A 13,086-nucleotide genomic window follows, 5' to 3' on the forward strand; every position below is an offset into this window, starting at 1 on the left:
TTTTGGATGGGATGAAATTTCTTTGCCTGGAGACTTTTATGGAACCTGCCAAACGCAAGGTGGTTCAGCGATCGCCCGCCCACACGGTGCGAAGACTTCACCTACCCCACCTCCCCGAAGCTGCTGTTGAAGCCGACTCATCCGTCGAGCGGGACTTCGTACTCATTGCTTCCCTCTACGTGGGAATCAAGTCCATTCAGCATCAGCCATTCATCTTGACCTTGGGGTCGGGCTCCTACACCCCGGACTTTTTGCTGCAGTTCCAGGACCAGACCAAGGCGGTCGTAGAGGTCAAGCCCACCAGCGAGGTCCCGAAATATGAGGTGCTTTTCGCGCAGGCGAAGGAAAAATTGGCACAACATGGAATGCTGTTCATAGTGGCGAGGGACACCGTTCTACGCAAGGACAGCATGGCCGAGAGGGCGATGAAGATCCGGCGTTACGCCAAAACGCTGTGCCACTTTCAAGAGCAGGAACGTGCGCTTGAACTGGTTCAGCAGCATCCAACTGGGGTCTCGATTCGCAAACTGATGCAGGCCCGCGTTACGAAACCCACGTTGTATTACCTCATCGCCCACCGACGCTTGCAGGCCGACGAACAACTCAACATTGAGGACGACGCGATCGTTTCTCTGCCGAAACCCTTTCCTTTGGAGGCTAGCCATGCAGTTTGCTTTGCACGTTGGCTTGATGCTTAGGCACGGGCAACGGACCTTGGAGTTGACTCGCGAACTGGATGGACAGGAGTACGTTTTCACCGATGTTCTGACTGGACGCGTGAGCGTTGTCAAACTGGCCGCTCTCATCAAAAAAATTTACGCAAAACAATACGAAGTTGTCCGGGGGGATGCCCCCTTTGCGATGAAAGATGTTGCCCAGTGGCCTGCCGTGGTGGACCTGAGTTCACTGACTGAGCGAGAGAGGGCGCTTCTGGAGTACCGCCTTCGCTATGTGAAGGCACTCCAACGTCTCAGAATCACCCGCGGTCAACGTGATCTGATCAACAAAGCGATCCCCAAAATTGCAGCTGCTGCAGATCATGTCGACATGCCTACGTCATCCGCTGTGATGCACTGGGCGCGGAAATATCAGCTCAGTGGCATGAACCCCTTGAGTTTGGTGGACAAGCACCGCATCCGAAAACACCCGAAGCGCATGAGCGATGCGACCGAACGCATCCTGTGGCGTGTTCTCAAGAGGTGCTATTTCACACAGGACCTGCATTCAATAAGACACGCCCACGAGCAGTTGACAAAGTCTCTGAAGCAAGCGGTTCAACAGAGGGAATTGGAACCAGCGGAAGCACAAGTGAGCTATGTGACGATGTCGAGGCGGGTGCATGGCGTCGATCTCTACCAACGCATCGCCAGCCGTGAAGGGCACGCCCGAGCGAGGATGGTATGTCGCACAGCGTTCCCAGACGGTGTGGCTATGTATCCGCTCCAAAGGGTGGAGATCGACCACACGCCGTTGAACTGGGTCGTCATTTGTGATCGAACAGGTCTTCCACTGGGTCGCCCTACCTTGACCGTGATGATCGATGCCTACTCCGGCTATATCCTTGGCTTCTATCTCAGTTTCTATGGACCGGGTCTCACCTCGGTCGCGGGCGTGGTCCGCAATGCCATCCTGCCCAAGGAGGAAATCACCGCCGGGCTCGAACTTGTACACCCCTGGTTGGCGCATGGTTTGGGTGACGAATGGGTGATTGACAACGGTCTGGAGTTCCACTCCTTTGGCTTCAAAACCATGGCCATGTGCCTTGGCGTGGACCTCATGTACTGCCGGGTGAGGACGCCGTGGCTCAAGCCACATGTTGAGCGGTTCTTCTCGACCTTGAATACCTTGAGCCTGGTCAGGGGACGTGTTTCTAAGACGGTGGCCAATGTCATGAGGATCGACCCCTACAAGGACGCAGCCATCACGTTCAGTGACCTCGTTCGCGGCCTGTTGATGTTCGTGGTTGATGTGCATCCTCATGAGCCGAACTGGCGCAAGATGAGCACGTCCTTCGATCTCTACCGAGATGGTATCGATCGGTCACCTCCTGCCATATTTCCCGGCAGCCTTGAGCAGCTGAAGTTGGCCGCGGGAATGTCCAAGACGCTCACCCTGAGCCAAGGAGGCATTGAACTTCAGGGACTGCCCTTCGGTTCCTATGCGTTCAAGGACATCGTCAACAAGCATGGATCTGGTCTCAAGCTGCTGTGCAAGTGGGACCCTGACGATATGTCCTTGCTCCACGTACGCGATCCTGATGGCCTGCAGTGGCACACCGCCGAGTGTCGCTGGACATCCTACGCACAAGGCCTGAGCTACAACCAGCACCGATTGATTCGGCAGTTTGGACGGGCTGAGCTGAAGTCAGCCGATCGCGTCGAGGCACTGATGCGCGCGAGGCAACGCCTGCACGACCACTGGATGGACGCAACGACGCGTCGTGGCCGAGCAAATGCACTTTTGGCGGGACGCTACGCCGATCTTACGTCGCACAAGGTGTTGAGTCCGTCAAGTGCGCCAGGTCCTGAGCACCCGGTCACGCTGGCGAATCGATTGATCTCGACAGAAGAAATGGTGTTCCAGGAAAAAGACATCCCCTCTTTTGAAACTTTCACTTTCTGACCATGACAAAAACAGTAAGGGGTTCTTTTGTCGAGTCGATGAGCTTGAGCGATTCGGATGTGGAGGACAGCCCTACCTTGCACCGTCGGATCGCTACCTACTCAGTGGAATCGCTTCGCGTGGCGAGTCAGGTAGACAAGACGTATGTCCAATACCCTGACTTTGTTCGCGCCATTCAAGTGATGGATCGACTTTTCCAACTTGGCACCGAGCTCGACATGCCCCAAGGGGCGTTCATCGAGGGGCCGACTGGGGTGGGGAAGACGGCACTGTTCCGCTACTTTCAAGAGTCGGTCCCGAAATCAACGCTCTTCTCCCCGGGGATGGGAGTCGTAGGGCTGAGAGTGCCCCAAAGACCTCGAACGGGTCACTTCGTGTCAGGCCTCCTCAGGGCCATTCGCTACCCCTTCTCCACCGGCTCTACCCCGCAGCTTTACCAACGACGTCACATCGTTGTTGAAGGTCTTAGAGCCGCGGGAACGCGGCTCATCTTCCTGGATGAAGCGCAACACTTGTTGCAACAATTGCGGGGCCCATCTCTACATGATTGGGAGTGCGAGAGCACTGAATTTTTGCGCCAGATCATGGATGAGGGACGGATCAGCATGGTGCTGGCAGGATCTGAGGGGATGGACAAACTGGAGGAAACCTCGAAGGCGTTTTCTTCAAGGTTGCCTGTGCGGGAGCGGCTCAAAAACTTTGATCGCGACGCAACTTGGGTTGGATTTGTCAGGGCATTTTCCAAGCAATGCAAGCCGTTTGACCTGACCTTTTTGTGTGAACCGGCGATTACCACACGTCTTCACTATGCCTGCGGAGGCAACCTTCGCGCTTTCAAACGCCATGTCACTGAAGCGGTCCTTCTGGCAGTTGATGCGGGCGCCCTCAAATTGGACGCTGCGCTGTTGTCTCAAGCGTTTCAGATCACCTTTGGTAGTGCCACCATCCGGAGCAATCCCTTTGCTTGACGTTCAACTACCGATCCGCTTTGCGCCGCTTGTGGGCGAATCAGGACTTGGTTACTGTTTGCGTTTGGCGCACGCCAATGGTGGGGGGCTCGTGAATCTCAGGCGCGCACTGGGCATGAAGGATCGAGAGGCATTTCGGCAATGGCATGCACCTGCACTGGCCCGTCTGGTTGAGGTTGGGAAAAGCGACCTTGGCTGGATTCTCCCGCAAGCGGTCGGGCGAGGAGCCGGTACAAGGCTAAGTTGCTATGGATGCCGATTCCGATCGAGATCGGCGTTGCGTCTGCGCTTTGCTCAGGTGTGCCCTGCGTGTGTAAGCACATACCTCTTCTCCAAGGCCGAGTGGGACCTGTCGTTTTCGGCGGTTTGTGTTGAGCACCGGTGCAATCTGATTGATCGCTGTCCAAAGTGCAATGCTGCGATTCGGTGGGAACGACCATCGATCGAATGGGGCCACTGCGGCCACCTCTTGGGTGGATTGCAACAGGTAGGTCAAATGGCCGATCAAAGTCTATTGGCCCAAGCGATTCTCTCGATGCGTTTGGGGCACGATTGCGTAGAGGGACTGCTCGTTGAAGCCGGCCTGTTCCCATGGCTTGCAAAGCTGTCCGTTGACGGGTGGATGAATCTTCTACTCGCCTTCGGGCTTGGGTGCGACCGTTGGGCCGTGGCTCGGCCAGGCATATTTGGAAAGATCCCCACGACAGGCTTCGCACGTGATGTCGTCCGAAGAGGAATGGAGCGCTTGATCGCTTGGTCGCAGTCGATTCTCGACTCTGAGGAGCTGGCGCATTTTGTGATCGACGTGCCTATGGTTCGGTTGATCGTTGAGCCATCCGGAGAGTTCGACCGTGAGATTTTGTTGCGCACATTTTCAATGCTCTATGGCAGCAAAGCCGCGGACCAACTCAAGCGATGTCATCCAGGCTTGGGCCAACTGAGTCTTTTCGAGGACGACGCATGAACCTGCTTGGCATACCAAAGAAGATCGATTTCGAGAGTCCTGCATCCTGGTTGTCGCGAGCCGCACTCAGCCAGGGCGTCAGCATCAAAGAGTTTCGGAAATTCATCACCTTGCATCAGAAGGCTGATGCGGATATGGCATTCACTCAGAAGTACGTTCGACACGTTGCCAAGGTGACCAACCAAGCGGCCCGTGACTTTGAGTTTGTGCAATACGTGCTGACCAGCCTGCGTATCTTGGATCGTCATGGCGGGGAATACTTGCTTGGTGATAACCTGAACGCACGATATCGGTTTTGTCCCGTTTGTCTAGCGGAGCAACGGATCAAGGTGTTCGCTCTGGAATGGCGTTTCAAGGCTTGGCGATGGTGTCCTTTACACCAATGCATGATGAGGGATCGATGTCCACATTGCCGAGCATTTCCAACTTTGCCCGGTGACATGCTCAATGCCGGACTTGGTAGGGCCGGCATCGCCACCCTTGACAGATGCCTGTGTTGTGGGGAACTCTTGGAAACAGGCTGGCAGAGCGTAATGAACACGTTTGATTCCAGCTTGTTGAACCCGTGGGGAGAGGCACTCATGAACAATGGGCGAGCGGTGCTGTCTGCTCTGGCCTGCCGCAAAATTCGTATTAAAGGAGAAGAAGGGGAGTTCTCGCTCAGTGCCTTAAGGCGCATTCAACGGTATGGTTTGCTTCCACATGGTCACATTGCATCGGTGCACGATGAAGCTGTATGAAATAGCGAGGCTCAGGCCTCCATGGGATACACCGAAGGTGGAAAACGGCGCGAAGTTGGACCTGCCGTCTGTCTTCTTGCACGTGTCTTGAGCCAGTTGAAGTAGAGAAATGCTGATACAGCACACCAGACCTTGGCGGGCTTCATCCAGTGGTAGGGGGCAAGAACCGTGTAGATCACCCTTGTAAGCCGTCGATCTCAAATCTTGGAGAAAAACTACAAACTTCTACCAATATCTAACAACATATAAGGCAGTATGTCGGGCCATCGTTATACACGTGGAGATCTGATTGGGCTCACACTCTCATCCAATACGTAATATAATTACCCGGTACCAACCCACCGGCTGTATCAGCTTGACTGTTGCGCAGATGGGGGAAAAAGCCGGCGCAAGCCGGTTTTTTCGCTTATGGAGTGTCGGCTACCACTCAAAACCACCGCTACCGGCTCATGTGCGGGCCGAGGCTCAGCTCTGGTCGCCCCGGCTGCAGGCCGCTCCCCGGAACAACTGCCATGCATGGCAGTTCAAGCACTGAAGGCCGCTGTGTGTCTCGGTGGCGCTACTTCGTTTGCGCGACTTGCGTCTGTCTCACGAAGTCGAAGCTGCACTCGCTTGGCTGCCACGTCTGGCGCGCGTGCCGCGAAGATGGGGGTTGCGTTGATTGTCGGCATGGCGTCGACAGTCTATGGTGGCTGTGCACTTTGCAGCCGGTCATCAACAAGGCGATTTCCGGGTAGATAGTATGACTGTGAGTGGTCAGGAATGCAGCCAGTTGGAAGCGGGTCAATTGCAGGTAGCCGCGCCCACCACAGGTGATCTGGATCGCGCCACTATGTCGCGTTCTTTCGACAGTCCGCAAGGATGGATCCTCGCCAAGATGCTCTGACGCAACTGCAACCGCCAAGCAACTCATTTCCTAATTCCTGGATGAACCACTAGGACCATTCACCTGATACTGCATGACCAGCATCGTCAAAGGTTAAACGCTCATGAGTGTCATTCCTGAACCTGCCGCTATCTCGGCCTTTGTAGTCACAGCAGAGGAACTAGCGAAGCAGATTACAGACTTGCGTTCGCAACACCTGATTCTGCTGACAGTGTGCAAATCTGTGAATAAGAGTCAGCTTGAGAGCTTTGCCACGAACATCGCAGGTCTGGCGAATTCCATGTTTGAGGAGATGATTCACTTTCAGGACGCTCAGGTGATATCGAGGTTGGAAGAGGCACTTGTGCCTCGCGTACCTTTATCGCCACGCCTTCTCAAAGAGGCGACCATGCTCGTGCAAGCGCGCAAGGCCTTGCTGTAGAGTGGTGACTGGCTGACCGCTGCTCAGGTCTCAGAATTGGCGAGCCTGAGCACGGGCAACCCTAGCACCCAGCCCAACAAGTGGAAAAAGCTGGGTAAGATCTTTGCTATTCACCATAATGGCGTTGACTACTACCCCGGCTACGGCCTTGACCCCGAGAACAGCTTTCGGCCGAACAAGGACTTGGCCACGATCATTGCGATTCTTTCGGGTCACAAAAAGAGCTGGGGCATGGCCTATTGGTTCCACTCTGCTAACAGTTTCTTGGGAGGTAAACGCCCTCAGAACTTGCTGCACACGCGACCAGAACGAGTAATCCAGGCGGCCATCGATGAGGTAAAGGCGATAGCCCATTCTTAAGTTTTAGGCTTCTGAACTGAACCCCATAGGATTGGAGTAGTTGATAAGACTCTGTACCCGATTCAGTTCAGGCTGGCAGAGCACCTACACAGTCAAAAGATGCCTTCGATCCAAACGGCTCGCGTCAGAACTAACCATCTTGGGAATTGATCAACACCTGCACAAGCACAAGTCGCATCCTTGCGACTGTTGCTCAGCCTCGCAGTTTTACCGGAAATCTGATCAAGAAAAGTAAAACCCATCCGCACAGCAGAAGTAGCCGATGTTTTCATGAATGAAGGAGTGGCAGATGACAGAGATGAAAATTTGGACAGGGTGGGCCGATATCTCAGCCACAGGTGAGGGGCGAACCATTTGTTCAATGGTTGCCATGGCACAGGATGAGGCTGGTTTTCGTACCCTGGTTCGCGATTCACTTGGCGCTTACATCGAGCAAGGCTTTGAAGTCAAGCAAGGGGTGGTTAGGAACGGTGTCACTGAAGCTCTGTGGGCGCAAAAGGCACTTGATTTCGTTGAGGAGAATCAGTCCGTAGGAAATTTTTCAGCTCATGCGAGCATGCACTTCAATTTTGGCTGAAGCAAAACCAGAACTGTTCAGTCATGCTGGCATACAGTGCCAGAACTAGCTGGAATCGACCAAAATTTCCGAGTCCGGAGCGTGTTATGCGCCAATTTCCCCCACTTGCGACAAAGTAAGAGGCTGATCGAAGTCTTCGATTTAGGCACTCACTCCGAACTTCACCTCTGTTGACGACCCGTTCGTTGATGCAACTTCGAGTATTTCATCTGGATACCATGTCAAAACGGTGCGCGCTCTTCTGGTGAATAAATACTTGGTGAAAGTCCGAGAGCTGAAAATCGCAGCACCATCGTAGAAGGTCAGGTCATCGTAGTTGTCGGTACACGAAAAATTCAAAACTCAAGGATAAAAACTTGGAAGAATTCAAAACTCAGTGAAAACTGAGTTCAGACTTGAAATCATTGTGAAGCGCTAAGTGCTTGATTTATGGAGTATGTGAGTTCAACACTGAACGAAAGCCGACACGAAGGCCACCCGAGAGTTGGCCATCGACCTGGGTGTTCAGTTTGTAAGTTGTTGATTCAAAACAACTTTCATCTCGCATCGAGCGGGGTCGGGCGGGTCCGGGGCTTCGGGGTCACAGTCGATGCCGGCGGCAAGGCGGCGACGGGTGGTGGGGAGGGCAGTGGCATCGGACTGCCCGCGCGGCCCCGGAAGCTGAGGCCGGGTGGCGGAGACTGTGAGATTCGAACTCACGGACGGTTACCCGTCGGCAGTTTTCAAGACTGCTGGTTTAAACCACTCACCCAAGTCTCCGGATGCGGTTGTTGCGACCGGGATTTTAGCCTGTGGCCTGCCTGATCGCAGACCCGCGCCCGGGAATCAGGCGGTGGTCGTTTCGCTGACCGGGGTTTCCTGGCGCAGCATGCCGCGGGTCTCGATGAAGCGCACCACCTCGGCCACGCCGTCCAGCGTCTTCAGGTTGGTCATGACCCAGGGGCGGCGTGCCGCGTCGGGCCGCATGCGGGCGGTGTCGGCCTTCATCACTTCCAGGTCGGCGCCCACGTGCGGGGCCAGGTCGGTCTTGTTGATGACAAAAAGGTCGCTTTTGGTGATGCCCGGTCCGCCCTTGCGCGGGATCTTCTCGCCCGCGGCGACGTCGATCACGTAGATGGTGAGGTCGCTCAGTTCGGGGCTGAAGGTGGCGGCCAGGTTGTCGCCACCGCTCTCCACGAACACGATGTCGGCGTTGGGGTGTTCCGCCAGCATGCGGTCGATGGCTTCGAGGTTGATCGAGCAGTCTTCGCGGATCGCGGTGTGCGGACAGCCGCCGGTTTCTACGCCCATGATGCGGTCGGCTGGAAGTGCGCCGCTGACGGTCAGCAGGCGCTGGTCTTCCTTGGTGTAGATGTCGTTGGTGATGGCGATCAGGTCGTACTGATCGCGCATCGCCTTGCAGAGCATTTCGAGCAGGGTGGTCTTGCCGGAACCGACGGGGCCACCGATGCCCACGCGCAGCGGGGGCAGGTGCTTGGTGCGGTTCGGGATGTGGTGCAGGGCGCTCATGGGATGTACCTTGGTGGGGGCTTCGACGGGCTCGGCCCGAACGGGGAAAGTCAGGACCTGAAGAGTCTGGAGTATTGGACTTCGTGGCGCGCCGAATGGATGGCGAGCAGGGGCGTGAAGGCCTGGCGCGTGTCGTCGGTCAATCCGAGCGCGTGGTCCACCGCGGTCGGGATCTCGCGCGCCAGCCTCGCCAGCATGCGCTGGCCCGCGCTCTGGCCCAGCGGCACGGATTTGATGGCCGCCTGCACCATGTTTTCGGCCCAGCCGAAGGCGAAGCCGATGAGGCTGTCGCGCACGCTGGCATCGGTGCTGGCGGCGGCGCTGGCCATGGCCACGGGGTAGCTGGCGGGGTTGAGACCGGCCGACTGCAGGCGCCGAAACACGCCCTCGCCGAGCTCGCCCAGGCAGCGCGCCCACTCCAGCAGCGAGCGGCCCATCTGTTCGGTCTGCAGGCGGAATTCCGACGTTTCCCGGGTCTGCAGCACCCAGGCGTTGAGTGCCTGGATGCGGGCCAGATCGTCGGCGCGCCAGGCGGGGATGGCCTGGGCCACCACGGCCAGGTCGGTCCTGGCCAGGCCCAGGTGCAACTGGTCGATGAGCCATTGGGCTGCGCTGGCCTCGTCGCTCACCAGGCCCGCGTCGACCGCGGCTTCCAGACCTTCCGAGTAGGAGAAGCCGCCGACTGGCAAGGCCGGTGAGGCCAGCCACAGGATCTGCAGCAAACCCGCGGCCGAGCGCGGCGACGAGCCGGCGCCGGCCTCAGCCGTGTCCATGTCCAGCGGCGTGGTCGTGTCCGTGGGCATGGTGCCCGTGCGCATGGTGGTCGTGACCCTGGGTATGGGTCTGGTCGCCATGGGCATGACCGTGCCCGCCGGCGTGCTGCTGCCCGTAGGCGCCGCCCTCGGGTTCGAACGGTTCGCGCACCTCGGCCACGGTCAGGTGCATGGCCCGCAGCATGTCGGCCAGCACGTGGTCGGGCTCGATCTTGAGGTGGTCGGGTTGCAGCTCGATCGGCACGTGGCGGTTGCCCAGGTGGTAGGCGGCGCGCATGAGGTCGAAGGCGCCGCTGTGTTCGTGGTGGTGATCGTGCGCGGTGCAGGCGGTGATCTTCAGCACGGTTTGCGGCGCGGCGACCACGCGGATGAGTGAGCCATCCTGCGTGATCAGCACGTCACCGCCGCGCACCACGCTGCCGCGCGGCAGGAACACACCCACCGTTCGCCCGTTGGAGGCGGTGGCGTCGAAACGGCTTTTCTGGCGCACATCCCAGTCCAGCTCCAGGTGCGCGGCGCGGCGCACCAGCACCGGGGCGAGGCCCTGGCCTTGCGGGATGAGCTTGGAAGCTTGAAGCATAAAAATACGAGCGATAAAGTTCTAGAACAGGAAGTATCGCTGAGCCATCGGAAGTTTGCTGGCGGGGTCGCAGGTCAGCAGCACGCCGTCGGCTCGCACGGTGTAGCGCTGCGGGTCGATCTCCATCTTCGGCAGGTAGCTGTTGTGCACCATGCTCGCCTTGGTGACGCTGCGGCAACCCTGCACCGCCACGGTGGCTTTCTGCAGGCCGTAGCGTTCGCCCACGCCCGCGCGCAGGCCGGCCTGCGAAACGAAAGTGAGGCTGCCCTTCGCGAGTGCGCTGCCGAAGGCGCCGAACTGCGGCCGGTAGTGCACCGGCTGCGGTGTCGGTATCGAGGCGTTCGGGTCGCCCATGGCGGCCAGCGCGATGCTGCCGCCCTTCAGGACCATCGCCGGCTTGACGCCGAAGAACGCGGGCTTCCAGACCACCAGGTCGGCCCACTTGCCGACTTCGAGCGAACCGACGATGTGCGACATGCCGTGCGCGATGGCCGGGTTGATCGTGTACTTGGCGATGTAGCGCTTGACGCGGAAGTTGTCGTTGCGGCTGCTGTCTTCGGGCAGCGAGCCGCGCTGGCTTTTCATCTTGTCGGCCGTCTGCCAGGTGCGGATCACGACCTCGCCGACGCGGCCCATGGCCTGGCTGTCGCTGCTCATGATGCTGATGGCGCCCATGTCGTGCAGCATGTCTTCGGCCGCGATCGTTTCGCGGCGGATGCGGCTCTCGGCGAAGGCCAGGTCTTCCGGAATCGACGCGTCCAGGTGGTGGCAGACCATCAGCATGTCGACGTGTTCGTCGAGCGTGTTGACGGTGTAGGGCATGGTCGGGTTGGTGGACGAGGGCAGGAAGTTGGCCTCGCCGACCACGCGGATGATGTCGGGTGCGTGGCCGCCACCAGCGCCTTCGGTGTGGAAGGCGCAGAGCGTGCGCCCTTTCGTTGCCGCAATCGTGTCTTCCACAAAGCCCGACTCGTTGAGCGTGTCGGAGTGGATGGCCACCTGCGTGTCGGTTTCTTCGGCCACGTCCAGGCAGTTGCTGATGGCGCTGGGCGTGGTGCCCCAGTCTTCGTGGAGCTTGAGGCCGATCACGCCGGCGTCGATCTGCTCGCGCAGCGGCGCCGGCTGGCTGGCGTTGCCCTTGCCCAGGAAACCCAGGTTCATGGCGAAGCCGTCGGCCGCCTGCAGCATGCGCTCGATGTGCCAGGGGCCGGGCGTGCAGGTGGTGGCGAAGGTGCCGGTGGCCGGGCCGGTGCCGCCGCCGAGCATGGTGGTCACGCCCGAGGCCAGGGCCTCGTCGATCTGTTGCGGGCAGATGAAGTGGATGTGGCTGTCGATGCCGCCGGCGGTGACGATGCTGCCTTCGCAGCTGATGACCTCGGTGCCCGGGCCGATGACGATGTCCACCCCGGGCATGGTGTCGGGGTTGCCCGACTTGCCGATGGCCACGATGCGGCCGCCCTTGAGGCCGATGTCGGCCTTGACGATGCCCCAGTGGTCGATGATCAGCGCGTTGGTCAACACCGTGTCCACTGCGCCTTCAGCGCGTGTGCGCTGGCTCTGCGCCATGCCGTCTCGGATGGTCTTGCCGCCGCCGAACTTGGCTTCCTCGCCGTAGCCGCCGGCGGCCAGCGTGAAGTCTTTTTCCACTTCCACGATCAGGCCGGTGTCGGCCAGGCGGACACGGTCGCCGACGGTGGGGCCGAACATGTCGGCGTAGGCGCTGCGAGGGATGCTTGCCATGGTCTCAGCTCTTTCTGTGTTCTCTTAGACGGCGCCCTGAACCAGGCCACGGAAGCCGATCACGACGCGGTCGCCGGCAAAGTCCACCAGTTCCACCGTGCGTTGTTGCCCGGGCTCGAAGCGCACGGCGGTGCCGGCCGCGATGTTCAGGCGCATGCCTTTGGCCGCGTCGCGATCGAAGCCGAGCGCGGCGTTGGTTTCGGCAAAGTGGTAATGCGAGCCGACCTGCACCGGCCGGTTGGCGGTGTTCTGCACCACCAGCGTGAGCGTGCGGCGGCCGGGGTTGAGGGCGTGTTCGCCCGCGTCCACCAAGTATTCACCGGGGATCATGGCCGCCCCTCACTTCTTCGACAGCCAGACCGCCAGCGCGATCAGGCCAGCGACCGCCACAAAACCCAGCGCGTCGGTGGGGTGCCAGTGGCTGCCGAACAGGCCATGACCATCGTGGGCGAAGACGGGCAGAGACGCAAGGGCAGCGGAAAGGGTGAGCAGCGATTTCATGTCAGGGCTCCAAATAAAAAACAGGCGGTCGGCGCGAAATGTATGAATCCAGGGATGCGGTGGAACCGGCTCCGCCGGGCCATTCGCATCGCCCTCTGGGGGGTGACGCGCGGAGCGCGGCGCGGGGGGTTAAACGATCGGATCGTGCACCGTCACCAGCTTGGTGCCGTCGGGGAACGTGGCCTCGACCTGGATGTCCGGGATCATTTCCGCGATGCCCTCCATCACGTCGGCGCGCGTGAGCACGGTGCGGCCCTCGCTCATGAGCTGGGCCACGGTCTTGCCGTCGCGTGCACCTTCCATCACGGCGGCACTGATCAGGGCCACGGCTTCGGGGTAGTTGAGCTTGAGTCCACGGGCCTTGCGCCGCTCGGCCAGCAGGGCGGCGGTGAAGATCAGCAGCTTGTCTTTTTCACGAGGCGTTAATTCCATGGCGCGTTCTGTG

At 59.1% G+C, this 13,086-nt stretch carries 14 protein-coding genes, 1 tRNA gene and 1 pseudogene; 8 read left to right on the forward strand and 8 right to left on the reverse strand.

All coding sequences use genetic code 11. The features are described 5' to 3' along the window. The first annotated feature begins 38 nt into the window (after positions 1–38). The 8 genes and pseudogenes from F3K02_RS13960 to F3K02_RS13990 all read left to right on the forward strand — a co-directional run bounded on the left by F3K02_RS13960 (position 39) and on the right by F3K02_RS13990 (position 7,538). Positions 39–698 carry a TnsA endonuclease N-terminal domain-containing protein gene (locus F3K02_RS13960; RefSeq protein ID WP_177136226.1) on the forward strand — a complete coding sequence of 220 codons (660 nt, stop codon included), beginning with the start codon at positions 39–41 and terminating at the stop codon, positions 696–698. Continuing rightward, positions 664–2,622, forward strand: coding sequence for a DDE-type integrase/transposase/recombinase (locus tag F3K02_RS13965; protein ID WP_177136227.1), 1,959 nt, complete (start codon positions 664–666; stop codon positions 2,620–2,622). Before F3K02_RS13960 ends, F3K02_RS13965 begins: the two co-directional genes overlap by 35 nt. Before the next feature lie 2 nt (positions 2,623–2,624). After that, on the forward strand, positions 2,625–3,590 hold the full coding sequence (locus tag F3K02_RS13970) for a TniB family NTP-binding protein (protein ID WP_177136228.1): 966 nt from the start codon (positions 2,625–2,627) through the stop codon (positions 3,588–3,590). Further along, positions 3,496–3,969, forward strand: a pseudogene (locus F3K02_RS27990) (TniQ family protein); the annotation flags it as partial. The gene F3K02_RS13970 and the pseudogene F3K02_RS27990, both read left to right, overlap by 95 nt. A gap of 117 nt (positions 3,970–4,086) precedes the next feature. Next, the gene (locus F3K02_RS27520; protein ID WP_246309473.1) at positions 4,087–4,554 is read left to right on the forward strand and encodes a hypothetical protein; all 468 of its coding nucleotides are present in this window, start codon (positions 4,087–4,089) and stop codon (positions 4,552–4,554) included. Continuing rightward, on the forward strand, positions 4,551–5,294 hold the full coding sequence (locus F3K02_RS13980; protein ID WP_177136230.1) for a TniQ family protein: 744 nt from the start codon (positions 4,551–4,553) through the stop codon (positions 5,292–5,294). Before F3K02_RS27520 ends, F3K02_RS13980 begins: the two co-directional genes overlap by 4 nt. A 989-nt stretch (positions 5,295–6,283) precedes the next feature. Then, entirely contained in the window at positions 6,284–6,601 is a 318-nt protein-coding gene (locus F3K02_RS27525) for a hypothetical protein (RefSeq protein WP_246309475.1), read from the forward strand. Positions 6,602–7,250: 649 nt separating this feature from the next. Continuing rightward, positions 7,251–7,538: a hypothetical protein gene (locus tag F3K02_RS13990; RefSeq protein ID WP_177136231.1), complete on the forward strand. Its 288-nt coding sequence runs from the start codon at positions 7,251–7,253 to the stop codon at positions 7,536–7,538. 671 nt (positions 7,539–8,209) lie between these two features. Here F3K02_RS13990 and F3K02_RS13995 read toward each other — a convergent pair. From F3K02_RS13995 to F3K02_RS14030, 8 genes are all read right to left on the reverse strand, one after another. Beyond that, positions 8,210–8,297: transfer RNA gene (locus tag F3K02_RS13995), tRNA-Ser, on the reverse strand. A gap of 66 nt (positions 8,298–8,363) precedes the next feature. Then, positions 8,364–9,047 (reverse strand): urease accessory protein UreG, encoded by a 684-nt coding sequence (ureG, locus tag F3K02_RS14000; protein WP_177136232.1) that lies wholly within the window; start codon positions 9,045–9,047, stop codon positions 8,364–8,366. Positions 9,048–9,097: 50 nt separating this feature from the next. Next, complete coding sequence (locus F3K02_RS14005; protein WP_246309501.1) at positions 9,098–9,820, reverse strand: urease accessory protein UreF; 723 nt, start codon at positions 9,818–9,820, stop codon at positions 9,098–9,100. Beyond that, on the reverse strand, positions 9,807–10,400 hold the full coding sequence (ureE, locus tag F3K02_RS14010; RefSeq protein WP_177136234.1) for an urease accessory protein UreE: 594 nt from the start codon (positions 10,398–10,400) through the stop codon (positions 9,807–9,809). The genes F3K02_RS14005 and ureE overlap by 14 nt, the downstream gene beginning before the upstream one ends. A gap of 21 nt (positions 10,401–10,421) precedes the next feature. Continuing rightward, positions 10,422–12,140, reverse strand: coding sequence for an urease subunit alpha (gene ureC / locus F3K02_RS14015; protein ID WP_177136235.1), 1,719 nt, complete (start codon positions 12,138–12,140; stop codon positions 10,422–10,424). Between the two features lie 24 nt (positions 12,141–12,164). Beyond that, positions 12,165–12,470 (reverse strand): urease subunit beta, encoded by a 306-nt coding sequence (locus F3K02_RS14020; RefSeq protein WP_177136236.1) that lies wholly within the window; start codon positions 12,468–12,470, stop codon positions 12,165–12,167. A gap of 9 nt (positions 12,471–12,479) precedes the next feature. Continuing rightward, positions 12,480–12,641, reverse strand: a complete 162-nt coding sequence (locus F3K02_RS14025; RefSeq protein WP_177136237.1) for a hypothetical protein — start codon at positions 12,639–12,641, stop codon at positions 12,480–12,482. 129 nt (positions 12,642–12,770) lie between these two features. After that, positions 12,771–13,073: an urease subunit gamma gene (locus F3K02_RS14030; protein ID WP_177136238.1), complete on the reverse strand. Its 303-nt coding sequence runs from the start codon at positions 13,071–13,073 to the stop codon at positions 12,771–12,773. Positions 13,074–13,086 lie beyond the last annotated feature (13 nt).

It is taken from the genome of Hydrogenophaga aromaticivorans, from assembly GCF_013387465.1.
Lineage (GTDB): Bacteria > Pseudomonadota > Gammaproteobacteria > Burkholderiales > Burkholderiaceae_C > Hydrogenophaga > Hydrogenophaga aromaticivorans.

What these genes read in the sequence shown, in the direction of transcription:
- F3K02_RS13960 (WP_177136226.1), top strand. Translation starts at nt 39, where the DNA reads ATGGAACCTGCCAAACGCAAGGTGGTTCAGCGATCGCCCGCCCACACG.
- F3K02_RS13965 (WP_177136227.1), top strand. Translation starts at nt 664, where the DNA reads ATGCAGTTTGCTTTGCACGTTGGCTTGATGCTTAGGCACGGGCAACGG.
- F3K02_RS13970 (WP_177136228.1), top strand. Translation starts at nt 2,625, where the DNA reads ATGACAAAAACAGTAAGGGGTTCTTTTGTCGAGTCGATGAGCTTGAGC.
- F3K02_RS27520 (WP_246309473.1), top strand. Translation starts at nt 4,087, where the DNA reads ATGGCCGATCAAAGTCTATTGGCCCAAGCGATTCTCTCGATGCGTTTG.
- F3K02_RS13980 (WP_177136230.1), top strand. Translation starts at nt 4,551, where the DNA reads ATGAACCTGCTTGGCATACCAAAGAAGATCGATTTCGAGAGTCCTGCA.
- F3K02_RS27525 (WP_246309475.1), top strand. Translation starts at nt 6,284, where the DNA reads ATGAGTGTCATTCCTGAACCTGCCGCTATCTCGGCCTTTGTAGTCACA.
- F3K02_RS13990 (WP_177136231.1), top strand. Translation starts at nt 7,251, where the DNA reads ATGACAGAGATGAAAATTTGGACAGGGTGGGCCGATATCTCAGCCACA.
- ureG (WP_177136232.1), bottom strand. Translation starts at nt 9,047, where the DNA reads ATGAGCGCCCTGCACCACATCCCGAACCGCACCAAGCACCTGCCCCCG.
- F3K02_RS14005 (WP_246309501.1), bottom strand. Translation starts at nt 9,820, where the DNA reads ATGGACACGGCTGAGGCCGGCGCCGGCTCGTCGCCGCGCTCGGCCGCG.
- ureE (WP_177136234.1), bottom strand. Translation starts at nt 10,400, where the DNA reads ATGCTTCAAGCTTCCAAGCTCATCCCGCAAGGCCAGGGCCTCGCCCCG.
- ureC (WP_177136235.1), bottom strand. Translation starts at nt 12,140, where the DNA reads ATGGCAAGCATCCCTCGCAGCGCCTACGCCGACATGTTCGGCCCCACC.
- F3K02_RS14020 (WP_177136236.1), bottom strand. Translation starts at nt 12,470, where the DNA reads ATGATCCCCGGTGAATACTTGGTGGACGCGGGCGAACACGCCCTCAAC.
- F3K02_RS14025 (WP_177136237.1), bottom strand. Translation starts at nt 12,641, where the DNA reads ATGAAATCGCTGCTCACCCTTTCCGCTGCCCTTGCGTCTCTGCCCGTC.
- F3K02_RS14030 (WP_177136238.1), bottom strand. Translation starts at nt 13,073, where the DNA reads ATGGAATTAACGCCTCGTGAAAAAGACAAGCTGCTGATCTTCACCGCC.